Source organism: Stenotrophomonas sp. STEN014, from assembly GCF_056760315.1.
The window spans coordinates 1-14,883 of the sequence record NZ_JBRREN010000007.1; the positions used below are offsets into that span (position 1 = coordinate 1).

The 14,883-nt window shown below is 66.8% G+C and carries 12 protein-coding genes and 1 pseudogene; 12 read left to right on the forward strand and 1 reads right to left on the reverse strand.

Annotated elements, in window-relative coordinates:
* Nucleotides 1-143: 143 nt before the first annotated feature.
* Nucleotides 144-1,139 (forward strand): annotated as a pseudogene (locus ACVOMC_RS10860) (BCCT family transporter); the annotation flags it as partial.
* 189 nt (nt 1,140-1,328) lie between these two features.
* Here the strand turns inward: ACVOMC_RS10860 and ggt are convergent.
* Complete coding sequence (gene ggt, locus ACVOMC_RS10865; RefSeq protein WP_481523946.1) at nt 1,329-3,035, reverse strand: gamma-glutamyltransferase; 1,707 nt, start codon at nt 3,033-3,035, stop codon at nt 1,329-1,331.
* 158 nt (nt 3,036-3,193) lie between these two features.
* Between ggt and ACVOMC_RS10870 the strand changes: the two genes are divergently transcribed.
* The 11 genes from ACVOMC_RS10870 (at nt 3,194) to ACVOMC_RS10920 (ending at nt 14,879) form a co-directional block, all read left to right on the forward strand.
* Nucleotides 3,194-3,997, forward strand: coding sequence for a prepilin-type N-terminal cleavage/methylation domain-containing protein (locus ACVOMC_RS10870; protein ID WP_481523947.1), 804 nt, complete (start codon nt 3,194-3,196; stop codon nt 3,995-3,997).
* Between the two features lie 5 nt (nt 3,998-4,002).
* Nucleotides 4,003-4,569 carry a hypothetical protein gene (locus ACVOMC_RS10875; RefSeq protein WP_481523948.1) on the forward strand — a complete coding sequence of 189 codons (567 nt, stop codon included), beginning with the start codon at nt 4,003-4,005 and terminating at the stop codon, nt 4,567-4,569.
* Nucleotides 4,566-5,951, forward strand: coding sequence for a hypothetical protein (locus tag ACVOMC_RS10880; protein ID WP_481523949.1), 1,386 nt, complete (start codon nt 4,566-4,568; stop codon nt 5,949-5,951). The genes ACVOMC_RS10875 and ACVOMC_RS10880 overlap by 4 nt, the downstream gene beginning before the upstream one ends.
* Nucleotides 5,948-6,457 (forward strand): hypothetical protein, encoded by a 510-nt coding sequence (locus ACVOMC_RS10885; RefSeq protein WP_481523950.1) that lies wholly within the window; start codon nt 5,948-5,950, stop codon nt 6,455-6,457. Before ACVOMC_RS10880 ends, ACVOMC_RS10885 begins: the two co-directional genes overlap by 4 nt.
* Nucleotides 6,454-7,059: a hypothetical protein gene (locus tag ACVOMC_RS10890; protein ID WP_481523951.1), complete on the forward strand. Its 606-nt coding sequence runs from the start codon at nt 6,454-6,456 to the stop codon at nt 7,057-7,059. The genes ACVOMC_RS10885 and ACVOMC_RS10890 overlap by 4 nt, the downstream gene beginning before the upstream one ends.
* 1 nt (nt 7,060) lies before the next feature.
* Complete coding sequence (locus ACVOMC_RS10895; RefSeq protein WP_481523952.1) at nt 7,061-7,864, forward strand: type II secretion system protein; 804 nt, start codon at nt 7,061-7,063, stop codon at nt 7,862-7,864.
* Between the two features lie 33 nt (nt 7,865-7,897).
* Nucleotides 7,898-9,619 (forward strand): pilus (MSHA type) biogenesis protein MshL, encoded by a 1,722-nt coding sequence (gene mshL / locus ACVOMC_RS10900; protein ID WP_481523953.1) that lies wholly within the window; start codon nt 7,898-7,900, stop codon nt 9,617-9,619.
* A gap of 317 nt (nt 9,620-9,936) precedes the next feature.
* Complete coding sequence (locus tag ACVOMC_RS10905; RefSeq protein WP_481523954.1) at nt 9,937-10,533, forward strand: hypothetical protein; 597 nt, start codon at nt 9,937-9,939, stop codon at nt 10,531-10,533.
* 8 nt (nt 10,534-10,541) lie between these two features.
* Nucleotides 10,542-11,924 (forward strand): AAA family ATPase, encoded by a 1,383-nt coding sequence (locus ACVOMC_RS10910; RefSeq protein WP_481523955.1) that lies wholly within the window; start codon nt 10,542-10,544, stop codon nt 11,922-11,924.
* Nucleotides 11,911-13,626, forward strand: coding sequence for a GspE/PulE family protein (locus ACVOMC_RS10915; RefSeq protein WP_481523956.1), 1,716 nt, complete (start codon nt 11,911-11,913; stop codon nt 13,624-13,626). Before ACVOMC_RS10910 ends, ACVOMC_RS10915 begins: the two co-directional genes overlap by 14 nt.
* Nucleotides 13,623-14,879 (forward strand): type II secretion system F family protein, encoded by a 1,257-nt coding sequence (locus tag ACVOMC_RS10920; protein ID WP_057505596.1) that lies wholly within the window; start codon nt 13,623-13,625, stop codon nt 14,877-14,879. The genes ACVOMC_RS10915 and ACVOMC_RS10920 overlap by 4 nt, the downstream gene beginning before the upstream one ends.
* Nucleotides 14,880-14,883: the final 4 nt, after the last annotated feature.

Consider the following 14,883-nt stretch of genomic DNA (forward strand, 5'->3'; position numbering starts at 1 on the left):
CACCCCCCCCCACCCCCCCCCCCCCCCCCCCCCCGCCACCCCCCCCCTCCCCCCCCCCGCCCCCCCCCCACCCCCCCGGGGGGGGGCGCTCCCGGGTTTCACCATCGCGGGGGGGGGCCCCCCCCCCCCGGGCGCCCCCCCCGACACTGGGCTTTGGCACCATCCAGATCGCCGCCGGCCTGCAACGGGTATTCGGCGTGAGCGCCGGCGTCCCATTGCAGCTGACCGTCATCGTGGTGGCGTTCGTGCTGTACATGGCATCCACCGCCAGCGGCGTGGAACGTGGCATCAAGTGGCTGTCCAACTTCAACCTCGCCCTGGCCGCGCTGCTGCTGGCAGCGGTGCTGCTGCTCGGCCCCACCGGCTTCATCTTCGATACGTTCACCACCACGCTTGGCTCCTATCTGAACCAGCTGGTGACGATGAGCCTGCGCATGTCGCCCTTCTCCGGCAGCACCTGGGTGGCGGACTGGACGATCTTCTATTGGGCGTGGTGGATCGCATGGGCGCCTTTCGTCGGCTCCTTCATCGCGCGCGTTTCACGGGGTCGCAGCGTGCGGGAATTCGTGGTGGGCGTGGTGCTGGCTCCCACGCTGCTCGGCTTCCTGTGGTTCTCCGTGTTCGGTGGAACCGCACTGTGGTCGCAGCTGTTCGGCCAGGCCGATCTAGTGCAGGCATTGGGCAACGGCTATGAGACGGTACTATTTACGATGTTCGACAGCCTGCCCGCCTCACTGCTTCTTTCCAGCCTTGCGCTGGTACTGCTGACCATCTTTTTCGTCACCTCGGCCGATTCGGCGGTCCTGGTGCTGGCCAGCATGTCCATTGACGAAGCCGGCGACCCGCCGCTGTCACGCAAACTGGTCTGGGGCGTGGCCGTTGCGCTCATCGCCGCAGTCCTGCTGCTGGCCGGGGGACTGGACGCATTGCAAAGCATGATCACCATCGCGGCGCTGCCCTTCGCCTTGCTGATGGTGCTGGTGATGGTGTCGCTGTACCGGGTACTGGATGCCGAACACCACCGGCAGCGCCGCCTGGCACAGCGCACCCGGCACATCATCGAGGCATGGATAGAACGCGAACAGATGGCCCAGGAGGACGCCCGGGCCGAGGCGGAACGCACCGTGGGCGGTGATTGAGCGGTGCCCGCGCCTGGGCTTTGCATGCCATCGCTGCAGCAAAGCGGCCCGCCCGCTTCCGTCCGGGAACGCAGGGTGGCGGATCAGTGACACGCATGGCCTGCGTGTCTGCGAGGACAGCCCCCAAGCGCGCTTGCCGGCGCTGCCGTCAGTCCCGCCCGTTGCCGGCGGCGGCTTTCCCAGCCGGACTCAGTAGCCAGCCGCCTGCCCGTCCTTGCGGCTCTCCGATGCGCCGTAATACACCCCGCTGTCCGGGTCACGCAGGATCGCCTGATAGCCACCATAGGGACCGTCGGCGAATACCACCCGGTGGCCTTTGCGCATCAGCGCGCGGATGGTTTCGTACGGGAACCCGGTTTCCAGATTGACCTCGCCGCCGTCGCTCATCGCCAGCGCCTGTCCGGTCGGCTCGGTCGAACCTTCGTGCTGGATGCGCGGGGCATCGCCGGCCTCCTGCAGGTTCATGCCGAAATCCACCAGGTTCATCACGATCTGGGCATGGCCCTGCGGCTGCATCGCCCCGCCCATCAGACCGAAGCTGAGCCACGGCTTGCCATCCTTGGTCACAAAGGCCGGGATGATGGTCTGGAACGGGCGCTTGCCGGGCGCGTAGCCGTTGGGGTGGTTCTTCTGCAGCACGAACATCTCGCCGCGATCCTGCAGGATGAAGCCCAACCCCGGCGGCGCCATGCCGCTGCCCATGCCGCGATAATTTGATTGGATCAGCGACACCATCATGCCGTCGGCATCGGCGACAGTCATATAGATCGTGTCACCCTCTTCCAGCTGTTTGGGCGTGCCCGGCTGCGCTTCCTTCAGCGCCTTGTCCGGCGAGATCAACGCACGGCGCTGGGTGGCGTAGTCCTTGGAGACCAGCTTCTGCACCGGCGCCGGCTGGAACGCCATGTCAGCATAGAAGCGGGCGCGATCGGCGAAGGCCAGCTTCTTGGCCTCGACGAACAGGTGCACGTGCTCGGGCGAGCCGAACGGAATTTTCGAAAAATCGTAGCCTTCGAGAATATTGAGAATCTGCAGCGCAGCGATGCCCTGGCTGTTGGGCGGCAGCTCCCACACATCAAAGCCGCGGTAGTTGCTGCTCACCGGCTCAACCCATTCACCGTGATGCTCGGCCATATCCTGATAGCTCAGGAAGCCGCCGTTGGCTTTGAAATAATCACCGATGGTGCGAGCAATGTCGCCTTTGTAAAAGGCATCACGGCCGCCGTCGGCGATCTGCTGCAGCGTGTTGGCCAGATTCGGATTGCGCCACATCTCGCCCTTGCGCGGCGCCCGGCCCTCGATGGTGAACTGCTCGTTGAACCCCGGGTATTGCGACAGTCTGGGCACCGAGCGGTCCCAGTAGTAGGCGATCACTTCGGCTACCGGATGCCCATCCCGGGCGTAGCCGATAGCCGGTGCCAGATTCTGGGCCATTGGCTTGCGACCAAAACGCTCGTGCAGCGCGAACCAGCCGTCCACCGCACCTGGCACCGATACCGGCAGCGGCCCGGTGGCAGGAATCTCCTTCAAACCCCGGCGTTGCAACTCGCCCAGTGTCAACGAACGCGGCGAGCGGCCCGAGCCGTTGTAGCCGTGCAGCTTCTGCGTCTTCGGATCCCAGACGATGGCGAACAGGTCGCCACCGATGCCGTTACCGGTCGGCTCCATCAAGCCCAGCGCGGCGTTGGCGGCGATGGCCGCGTCCACCGCCGAGCCGCCGGACTTCATCACGTCCAGCGCGATCTGCGTGGCCAGCGGCTGTGAGGTGGCAGCCATCGCATTCGGCGCGATGACCTCCGAACGGGTGGCAAACCCGGGACCGGTGATGCGGTCTGCGGCGAATGAAAACGTCGCGGGAACCACGGTCATGGCCAGCAACAGCACGCTACGGATCATCGGAAGGTACCTGTCGGGAATACCAAGAAGATAGTCCAGCGCCCCGCGTTCGCCCAGCTCTTACGCGTGTCTTACGCCGCCCCCGTATCTAGTCGGCTGAAACACACCACCCGCGCCAGCAACAGCGGGCACACCGGTTCTTCCAAAGGGGCTCTTCAATGCAAATCCGATCCAACCGCCGCCAAGGCGGCTTCACGCTGGTCGAAATGGCCGTGGTGCTGGTCATCATTGGTGTAATCATCGGCGCGGTGATGATCGGCCGCGATGTTCAGCGCAACGCCGAGTACACGCGGATCAAGCAGAAGTTCGTCGACCAGTGGGTAGTGGGTTACAACAGCTACCACCAGCGTTTCGGCGCCCCGGTGGGTGACAACCAGGCCGCGCCGCGGCTGATGGTCGCAGGTATCGACTTCAACGGTGCCGCCGGTTCGCTGTCCGGCGGCGACATGGCCGGCGCGACCTCGCCCGGTGCCATCTGCAATGCCGCCGCCCCGCAGGGCATCACCGCGGCAAGCACCAATGGCCTGCAGCTGCGCGACATGATGCGCCGCGCCGGCATCAGCCTGCCGCCGGGTCGCGGCGAAGGTTTTGAAGACCGCTATGTCTACCTGGATACCAACGGCAATCCGCAGGAAGTGCAGGTCTGCTTCCAGTGGAATCCGCCGGGTACCGGCTCCGGCTCGGGCAATGTGATGGTCATCTCCGGCCTGACCCCGGACCTGGCGCGCTCACTGGACCAGATGATCGACGGCAAGCCCGATCCGCAATCCGGCGCGTTCCGCCAGCAGGGCGTCGCCGCCAAGACCGCCACGGACAATGCCAACACCGCCGGCATCGAATGGCAGGGCAACAACACCGAGGCCTTCAATACCTCCGGCACCGGCACGGCTGCCGCAAACGGCACCAACACCGATACCGAACAGGTGTTGACGATGACCGCCCACTACAAGATGAACCAGTAAAAGCCATGGCCATCGCCTCGCCGCTGGGCCGGCTGCGCCGGTCACGTCGTCTCTCCCTGCTGGTGTTCGCCGGGACGCTTCTAGCCCTGGTCGCCGCCGCCGCGTGGTTCATCACCGCACGGACCGGGCTGGCAAAGGCCTATGACCAGCTCAGCAACCGCAACGAGTTGCTGGCGCTGGCGAAAATGCACCAGCAAGAGGCACAACTGAAGGTCGACAACGCGCGTTCGGCGGGCCAGCTGATGGATCAGCTGGCGGCGCTGGACATGCGCCCGGAGGTCTGGGGCGAACGCCTGATCAACCTGAACCAGACGCAGCTTTCGCGCGCGGACGCCAGTTCGCTGTTGGCCGGCATCGCGCCGGCACCGGAGCGGATCTTCGGTGCCGACACCTTCGAACTTTCAGTGACCCACGTCGAAGAAGGGCTGTTCCATCTGCCATTGGAGCTGGGTGACCGGCCACCGGCACCGTTGTCGCTGACATTGCGCGGCAGCCTGCTGTTCCGCACCGCCGGCCCGCCCGATACCACCGGCATCGTTGCGCAGACCACCCACGCGAGCGCCCAACCATGAGCATGCAAAGCATCGTCCAGCTCCACGGCCGCTGGCTGGTGTTCGGCCACGATACCGTGGCGGTCACCGACAGCCGTCCACGCCTGGAAGGGCCGGCCTGGCTGTTCGCCGAATTCGAAGGCGGCGTCAGCAGCGTCATCTCCCTGGAAGGCAGCCCCGCCCATGCGGTCGCCCTGATCGAAAAGCGCTTGCGCGCCGACGGCATGATCGACGGCGAGGGCAAGATCCTGATCCACAAGAACCGCTCCATGGGCGCCGGTTATCAATCGCTGTTCACCGCGGTACCGCTCGAGCTCTGGCAGCAGACCTATGCGTGGGCCGAGGCCCAGCCGGACCACTGTCTGGTGGTGCCACTGACCTCGCTGATGTGGAGCGCGATCAAGAGTGGCGAAGGCCTGGTCATCCATGCCGGGCGGCAGCTGTGCGTGCTGGCGGTACGCAAGCACGACATCATCTGCCGTTCCTCGATGGCCTACAGCGAGGATGTCACCGACCTGACGATGACCGCCGGTGCCCTCGCCCAGCAGGTCGCCGATGACCTGGCACGCAGCGACGAGGATGCCGAGCCGCTGCAGTTCCAGTGGTGTTCGCTGTTTGTTCCCGCGGCCGAACCGGGCCAGGTACCGATGAACGAGGCACTGGCGGAGATTTTTTCCGTCAACACCGGTGCGCGCGTCAGCCAGGTTCCGATGCGGACTTTCAGCGATGCCGAGGGCCGGCGCTGGTCCAGTGGCATCGACTGGGTACGTGCCCATGCCTCCACCCGCGACGCGGTCAACCCGTTGCCCAGCCGTGCCGCCTATCTGGCCGAGTGGGCCTTGCCACTGGCTTCTGCAGCCTCGTTGCTGATCACCATCGCACTGGGTGCGCTCGGCGCGCGGTGGACCCTCAGCGCCAACGACGCCGAAACGCGCAGTGAGGCCATCTCCGCTGAAATCGCGGCACTTGAGAGCAAGACCCTGCAATTGGCCGGTGACGCTGCACTACCGGCCGGATTCGACAACGCGCTGCAGTTCGTCGAGAAAGCCAAGGGTCTTGCCGACAGGGTGAATCCGGTCAGCGGCCTGGAAGCCGTCCGTCGCGCCGCCAGTGATGAGGTGCGGATCCTGCGCGTGCGGGTGGAACAGCCGCCCAGCCAGCCCGGCATGCCGGTACTGCCGGGGGCTGGACCACAGCGCACCCTGCGCGTGGATGGAATGGTGGATGCCGGGCGCGGCACGCCCGGCATGCAGGTGGCCACGTTCGTCGAGCGCCTGCGCCGTGAAGGTTTCGATCCAGTCCCGCTGGATCCGCAGTCTGGCGGCGGCACCCGCGCCGGAGGGGGCGTCTTTTCCTATCTGCTCAAAACCGTTGCCACGGGCACGCCGGAGCCGACACCGTGAAGAAAAAATACATCGCGATGACCGCACTGACGCTCTGGCTCGGTGTTTCGGGCTGGCTGGCGTCAATGGTGATCGTCAAACCGGCGGTGCTGTTCCTCGGCAACAACGCCGAGGAAAGCACGCAAGCAGCGCAACTGCGCGCATCGATCAACCGCAACCGCCAGGTACTGGAGCTGGTCGCGCGGCTGCGCCCGGTTACCGCCCCAAGTGCGGGGGAATCCCTCATCGCCCTGCCGCCGGCCACCGAGGCGGCGCCGTCCCTCACGGACGGCAGCGCCACCGGCCCCGACACATTCGCAGGCCCGGTCAGCGTCTCCATGGTTCTTGTCACCAACGGCCGCAGCAGTGCCGTGGTCAACGGCCAACCGGTGAGAACCGGCTCGCGGCTGGACGATGGCTCGCGCGTGCTGGCGATCGGCCGTGACTGGGTGCGGCTGCGCAGCGCCGATGGCCAGACCAGCGTGCTGAAGGTACGCAATCCGGTCATGAGTGGAGACACGCTGTGAAGCCGGCAGCAAAGATCGTGCTGGGCGCCGGCGCCCTGGCACTGGTCGGCGTGCTGCTGGTCGCCGGCTTGCGGCGACAGCCCTCCGCCGCCGTGGCGCCCGCGCAATCCGCTGTGGAAACCGTGTCCAGCGGGCTCCCGACAGCCGCGACCGCAACGGAGGACACGGTGGCCCCGTGGCAGAGCAGCGGCACCGCGCAGACAGCCACGCCGGATACCGGTATCGCCACGGCACCCGCGTTTCCCCGCAGCCCGGCCAAACCGGCCGCCGCCACACAGCTGAGCCTGCAGCAGATGGACCAGCAGCTTGCACAGAACGAAGCCCAGGCACAGGCATTGCTGCGCCAGCTCGATACGGCCGCTGCCACGGGCTCATTGCCAGCCAACGTCAATATCGAAGCGGCACGCGCCAACATCCAGATCGCGTTGCAGGCGCAACGGCTCGGCCGCGAGATGGCCATGCTGATCCAGCAGCCCGACTCGCCGCAGCGGCAGGCACGCATCTCCCAGGTCAGTGACGAGCTGGGCCGCCTGCGGGCCCAGTTGCGCTATGACATCTCCAGTGCGGCATCCGCGGCACCGGCCCCGGCGGCCCCCCGCTGATATGGCTTTGCCGCGCCGCCAACGGGGATTCAACCTGGTCGAGCTGTCGGTGGTCACCGGCATCATCGGCCTGCTGAGCGCGCTGGGCGTGGGCGCCTTCGAGCTGTACGGGCAATCGCGTGACCACGCCCGCGCGCAGGCGGAGCTGGCCGAAGCACGCAATGCGCTGCGTGCCTTCCTCGTGCGCAATAAACGGCTGCCCTGTCCGGACAGCAGCGAGGCCGCCGGCAGCAGCCATCTCGGCCGCGAAACCCCGGGCACGGGCACCGCCGTTGCAAGCTGCCCGGCGGCACTGCGTGTGGGCTGGCTGCCGTACGAATCGCTGGGCCTGAGCCTGCCACCGCTCGAACAACGGCTGCGTTATGCCGTCTACCGGAAAGCCGGCACCGACCTGACCCGCCCGCTCCCCCGGTCCGCCGAATTCACCGATCAGGATGGCACCGCAGGCCTGTTGGCCACGCTGGCCGACGTGACGGCTCAACCCGGATCAACCGGCCAGCCGTACTACAAGGTCCCCGCTGGCACTGCCTTCTATCCGGCCGATCCCGCCGGCGCGACTCCGGTCTGCGACGAGGCCGGCGACACCGTCAATCCTGCATTCGCACTGGTAGCCCCCGGCCGCGACAGGGACGGCAACAGCGCCAGCCCACATCCGCGCTTCGATACCGTCAACAACGGCTTTGCCTCGGGAAGTTCCCTGTGCATGGCCAATCCCGACCGCCCTTCCAGTTTCCGCCATGACGACCTGGTGCTGGCCGAAAGCGCCGGAACCCTGCTCGGCTGGCTGACCGCCCTTGAACGCTGAGCTCACCACCCCGTCTTCTCCGAGGTTCATCCCATGACGCACCTGTCCCGCTCCACGACGCCCACATCGCCACAGACCACGCCGTTGCCCCGCCTGCTGGTGGCCGGCATCGGCAGCCTGCTGCTGGGCGCCTGCGCCAACATGCCTCCGCGCAGCGTGCAGGACCTGCCGCCGGTCGAACACAAGGCCCTGGAGAAGACGGGCACGGCGATCGCCGATGAGTCGGCCAAGCTGCTCCAGGCACAGGACCGCCGTTTGGAAAGCATCGAGCGCAAGGCCCCGCTCGGCACCGTCACCACGCCGCTGGCGCCGGCCTACGACCCGCTGGAGCACAGCGTGGTCAGCATCAGCATGTTCGATGCCGACGTCGGCCAGCTGCTGTGGGCACTGGCCGGCGAATTGAAGATGAACCTCATCGTCGACCCCAAGGTGCTCGAGCAGAAACAGCGCTCCAGCCTGCACCTGAGCAATGTCTCGGCACGCGAGGTGTTCAACCACATCCTGGAAGCGTTCGACCTGCATGGCGAACTGCGCGGCGGGGCACTGGTCGTCAGCCAGACCAAGGAGCGCATCTTCAACGTGGACATGCTCAATTCGGTCACGTCACTGGACCTGGCCACCGGCGGCGACGTGTTCGGTGCCGGCATGGCCGGCGAAGGCGGGGGGCAGTCACTGCGCGGTGCACTGTCGATGATCGGCACGGTCGGCAAGGAAAGCGACCCGTACAAGCAGCTCGGCGCGGCGCTGGACGTCATTCTGGACATCGAGAAGGCCAAGCAGAACACCGCACCGATCACGCCCGACGCGCCCAAGCCGGCCGCCGTTGCCAGCTACAACCTGGATCCGAACAGCGGCACCCTGTTCGTGCGCGGCCGCCCCTCGCAGATCCGTGCGGTGGAGGATCTGGTCGAGCACAACAAGAAGAAGCTGCGCCGCCAGGTGCTGGTCGAAGCCCAGATCCTGGATGTGTCGCTCAACGACAACAGCAATTTCGGGGTGGACTGGAACCTGTTGCGCGATCGCGTTGCCGGCATCTACGCCGATACGCCGGCAACGATTCTGCCGGCCGCCGATTCCGTCCTCGGCTATGACGGCCTGACCCGTCTGAACGAGCAGGCACGCACGATCACGTTCCCCAACCAGACACTGGGCTCCGCCCTGGGACGCGCGATGGGGCTGAGCTATATGGGCGACACGTTCTCGGCCGCGGTCAACGTGCTGCGCGGCTTCGGCAACGTCAAGGTGCTGTCCAACCCGAGTGTGCGCGTGCGCAACGGCAGCCCGGCCTACCTGAGCGTGGGCACCAACATCCGCTACGTCACCAAGTCCACCAGCAACTTCTCCAATACCGGCGGCGGTGCTTCCAACCAGTCCACCGACATCCAGACCGATTCACTGTTCTCCGGCGTGGTGATCGGCGTGGCGCCGATGATCCACGACAACGGTACCGTCGAGTTGCTGGTGCATCCGATGCAGACCGAGGTCGATACCGCCAGCCTGGCGCTGAAGGAATTCCCGAACGGCAATGCGGTCACCCTGCCGCAGGTCAACGTCAAGGGCATCACCACCACCCTCAACCTGCGCGACGGCGACACGGTGATGCTCGGCGGGCTGATCGACCAGAACGCGTCCCTGGATGATCGTGGCGTGCCCGGTCTGTCCGATGTGCCGGTGTTCGGCCGCATGTTCGGTTCCCGCGCCAAGCGCCACACCACCCGCGAGCTGGTGCTGGTGCTGAGGGTGAAAGTGCTGTGAGCCTGATTTACGACGCACTGCGGCAGAGCAACGCCCTGCCCGCGCGATCTTCGCCCGCGGCCGTACCTGCCGCGCGGCCGGTTGCGCATGCGTCACGCCACGGCCCACGGCTTGTGTGGGCAGCGGCGGTGATGGCCGGCGGTTTGGCTGCAGGCCTGTTCTATACCAAGGCAACCGCTCCGCTCCCCGCCGCACCTCAGCCAGTCGCGCCAGTGGCGACCGCCCCCGTGCCCGCGCAAAAGGCACCTGCCATCCGGCAGGTGGCAGCCACGCCGTCACCGACACCTGGTTTGCCGACACTACCGCCGCCAACGCCCATGGACCGGGATACCGGCACCGCCGCCATTCCGGCATCACCGGCACCCTCGCCTTCGGCCGTCGTGCCGGCCTCACCGCCGGCATCGGCCCCTGCGGTGGCGCCGGCGGCGACGGGGGTGGCCAAGACCGACACCGTGGTGGACGTACAGGCGCAGCAGCTGAGCATCACCGTCAGCCGCCGCGACAGCGGCACACAGGCCCCGGCCATGGCGGCACCGGCCACGTCCTCTTCAGCGCAGATTCCGGCACTGATCAAGTCGCTGGAAGCGGCGGTGGCACGGGACGATGCAGCCGCGATCGAGGCCGGACTGGTGCTGCTGCGTTCGCAGCTGCCGGGCGACAGCCTGACCCTGCTGCGTACCGAAGCCTGGGTGGCCCATACCCGGGGTGAGCTGGTGGCCGCAGAGGAAAGCTATCGGCAGATCCTGGCGCGGATCACCAACGACGAGCAGGCCGGCGTCAACCTCGCGCTGCTGGAAGCCGGCCGTGGCGAAGCGGAAGCCGCGCAGACCCGGTTGCGGCGCTTGGCCGCGGAAAACGGCAACTCGGCGCTGATCCGCCGGGCGCTGGCGCAGCTGCAGGGAGTCACCCAATGAACCCGGCCATGATCCGGCACCTGGAGCTGCTGGGACTGCAACGCTCGCCGTTCCCGCCCACGCCCGATACCACCGGCTACTTCCAGACCCTGGCGCTGGAGCGCGACCTGGTCGAAGCGGGCCATTGCCTGCGCACCCGCGCTGGATTCGTACTGCTGACCGGCGAAGTCGGCACGGGCAAGACCACCTTCCTGCGCAAGCTGATCGCCGGGCTGGAGCAGGACGGGATGGTGGTCTCGCTGGTGTTCAATACATTCCTTCAGGGCGGCGACCTGCTGGCTGCGGTGCTGCGCGATTTCGCGCTGATGCCGCAGGGCAACCCGGCCGCGGATATCGAGACACTCAACCGCTTCCTGCTGCAATGCTGGCAACGGCAGACCACCTGTGTGCTGGTCATCGACGATGCACAGAACCTGGATATCGAAAGCCTGGAGTTGCTGCGGCTGCTGACCTGCCTGGAATCCGGGCAGGAGAAGCTGCTGCAGATCGTGCTGGCGGGCCAGCCGGAGCTGCTGACGCTGCTCGCGCAGCCGGGCATCCGCCAGCTCACCAGCCGCATCAGCAAACATGCCTGCCTGGACCCGTTGCCAGCTGGAAGTGTTCGCGCCTATGTGCAGCACCGGCTGCAGGCTGCCGGCGGCAACGACCGCTTCAGCCTGCACGAGGACGCCGCCGCCGTCCTGTACCAGGCAACGGGCGGCAACCCGCGACACATCCACCTGATCATGGACCGCTGCCTGTACGGCCTGTACGCCGACAACGGGGCACAGCGCACGATCGATGCAACGCTGGTCCAGGCCGCTGCCGCCGAGGCGGGGGTGCGGCAACCACGCGCGAAACGCCGCCATGCGCCGTCGTGGGCCATCGCCGCCTCGCTCGCCGCCCTGTGCGGCATCGCCACCACCACACTGCTGCGCAGCGGCGACAGCCACGCCGAACCGGCTCCGGCCGCGGCGGTCGCGCAGGTCCCCCAGGACCACGCCTGGGAGCGCTGCATCGCGAAGATCGATTCGGCGGTACGGGTACGCCAGTCCGTTCCGGCCCAGACCGCAGCCCTGTTGCAGACGCATGGCGGCCGCTGCCTGCGCAGTACCGGTACGCAGGCGGAAATCGCCTTCGGCGCCCCGGCCATGTCACAGCCGCTCGACGCAGTACCCGGACAGATACGGCATCTGCAGCAGCAGCTGCGGGAGGCGGGCCACTACGACGGCCACATTGATGGCCGCCTGGGACCCCTGACCCATCGCGCCATCACCCGACTGCAGCTGCGCTATCACCTGCCCGGCACCGGCATCGCCGATCCGCTCACCCTGCATCTGCTCGACAGCCTCCCCTCCGGCGCCTCCACCTCTTCGAACCCCACGGATATCCCACCCTATGGCCACGGCTGATTCCCGTATCCCCGCCGCCTCGGCGAACACCACCCAGGGGCTGGTGAGCCTCGAACAGGCGCGCCTCGGGGTATTGCTGAACGAACAGGGACTGCTGGACCCGATCCAGCTGCTGTACGCCCGCCAGAAGAACCTCGTCGAGCAGCAGAGCTTCGGCCGCCTGCTGATCCGCCACGGGCTGGCCAACGAATCGGACATCGTCCGTACCCATGCCGGCATGATGGGCATCGAGTTCGCCGCGGTGGAAACGCTGCCCGTGGCGGACCCGCAGATCCTGGCGATGTTCAACCGCGAGCTGTGCCAGATGCGCCAGTTCCTGCCGCTGCGCCGCAACGGCGACCAGCTCGAGGTGCTGCTGGGCGACGCCGATGCCGCCGCCGTGGCCCAGCTGGTGCTGCAGCGCTGCGGTTTGCGCTGCCACTTCCTGCAGGGCGAGTACGGCAAGGTCGCGCGCCTGATCCGGCAGACCTACTACTTCGCGCAAAACCCGATCGAGAGCCTGCTGGAGAAGGAGATCCGCCGCCTGGCGGTGGACAACGACCACGCCTACAGCCCGGAAAAACTGCTCGACTATCTGCTTCATCTGGCGGTACGCGAACGTACCACCGACATCCACATCGCCCCCTCCGAGCACAGTCTGCACGTGCTGTTCCGTGTCGATGGCGTGTTGCGGCCGATGTGGGCGATGCCGAACACGCTCAGCCGTCTGCTGGGCTACATCAAGCTGGCCTCGGAGATGGACATCTCCGAACAGCGCCGCCCGCAGGACGGCAGTTTCCGCGCCACCGTGCTCGACTCCGCGCTCACCGTGCGTGTTTCCACGCTGATCACCGAATCAGGCGAACGCATGGTCATGCGTCTGCTGCCCGAGCACAGCGATCTGGCCGGGCTGGAGGAGATGGGCTTTTTCCCGGAAGACGTGGCACTGCTGGAACGGCTGTTCGCCAAGCCCGCCGGCCTGATCCTGATCACCGGTCCCACCGGTTCGGGCAAGAGCTCGTCATTGCACGCGGCGCTGCGCATGCAGTCGCTGATCGAACGCAACGTGCTGACCGTGGAGGATCCGATCGAATACCGCGTCCCCGGCGCCGGGCAGACCGAGGTTAACCGCCGTGCCGGCTATGAATTCGGCTCGGCGCTGCGCCACTTCCTGCGCCACGATCCGGACGTGATCCTGCTCGGAGAAATGCGTGATGCCGAGACCGCGCAGGCCGCCGTCGAGGCCGCGGCCACCGGCCACCTGGTGCTCTCGACCCTGCACGTCACCACCGTATTCGGCGTGGTACCGCGCCTGCGCCCGCTGGGACTGGAAGCGCAGGTGATCGCCGACAACCTGCTGGCCGTGGTCAACCAGCGTCTGGTCCGCCAGGTCTGTCCGTTCTGCGCCACCGAAGCCCCGTTCTCGGCCAAGGAATGCGAATGGCTGGGTGTACCGCCCGGTTCCATGGGCCGGCGCGGGCCGGGCTGTGACCGCTGCCGTGGCAGTGGCTACTTCGGACGTTTGCCGGTGTACGACATCATGATCGTCGATGACGCGCTGGCCAACGGGATTGCCGATGACGTGGGCCGCGAGAACCTGCGCAGCCTGGCGATGGCCTCCGGCTTCAAGAGCATCGAGCAGGTCGCCCGGACCCGGGTGATCGCCGGACAGACCACCAGCGAGGAAGTGCTGCGTGTGGTCGGCCTGGGGCCGGCGCCATGAACGTCTATTACTACAAGCTGCTGCTGTCCAACGGCCGCGTGCGCAGCGGTGTCACCCAGCTGGCCGTCGAGCATGACGCCTCGGCCCGGCTATGGCTGGAAAAGAACTTCGACGCCGTGGTGCTGACGCTGCACCGTTTTCCCGGCTGGCTGGCCGAAACCCAGCGCTCGCTCTCCCACCTGATCAAGCCGACCATCAAACCGGTCGAGCTGTCGGGGATGCTCCGCGACCTGGCGGTGATGACCAGCAGCGGCATTCCCGTGATGGAAGCGTTGCGGGCCGTCGCCAATGAGGTCGGCCAGGGCCGCGCCTCGAACCCGGCCCGCCTGGCCCGGCGCCTGCTCGAAGAGCTCGATGCCGGCGCCTCGCTCAGCGACGCGTTCAGCCGCTATCCGGATGCGTTTCCCGAAACGGTGCGCAACCTGGTGATGATCGGCGACGAGACCGGCAGCATGGACAAGATGCTCAAAGAGGCCGCCGACCACGTCGAACGGATCTCGCGGATGACCGCCGATACCCAGCAGGCGCTGATCTATCCGGCCTTCGTGTTCTCGGCGATCTTCGCCGCCGGCGGTTTCTGGATCTACTACGTGGTCCCGAACCTGGCCGATCTTTTCAAACAGATGAACGCCAAGCTGCCGCCGCTGACCGTGGCGGTGATGAAAGGCTCGGAGTGGCTGATCTCGCATGTGGGCTACATCCTCGTGGCGCTGGTGCTGGCGGCCTTCGCGCTGTGGGTCAGCTGGCGCTACAGCCGCGCCTTCCGCCGCGCAACCCACTACACGCTGCACCGGCTGCCGATTGCCAAGACCATCATGTTCTCTTCCGGACTGGCATTCTTCACCGAGTACATGGCGTTGTTGATCCGCGCCGGCGTGGACATGGTGTCCAGCCTGCAGGTGATGGAACGGGCGATGCGCGACGAGTACTACCGCGACCGCATCATCGCCATCCGCCAGGTGCTCGAACGCGGCGACCGGGTGTCCTCGGCGATGCGCCAGGTCGGCGGCTTTCCCTCGATGATGGTGCGCATGATCAGTGTCGGCGAAGACACCGGCACCCTGGACAGCCAGTTCTCGCGGCTGTCGGAGGAATACAGCCTGCGCCTGCAGCGGCTGATCACCAACCTGTCGGAAATCATCAAGCCGGTGGTCGTGCTGCTGGCAGGTGGCATGTTCGTATTTCTGATCGTCGCGCTGTTGCTGCCGGTCTATGACCTGGTGCAGCAGGCGATCACCTCGCCGCAGATGTAAGGAA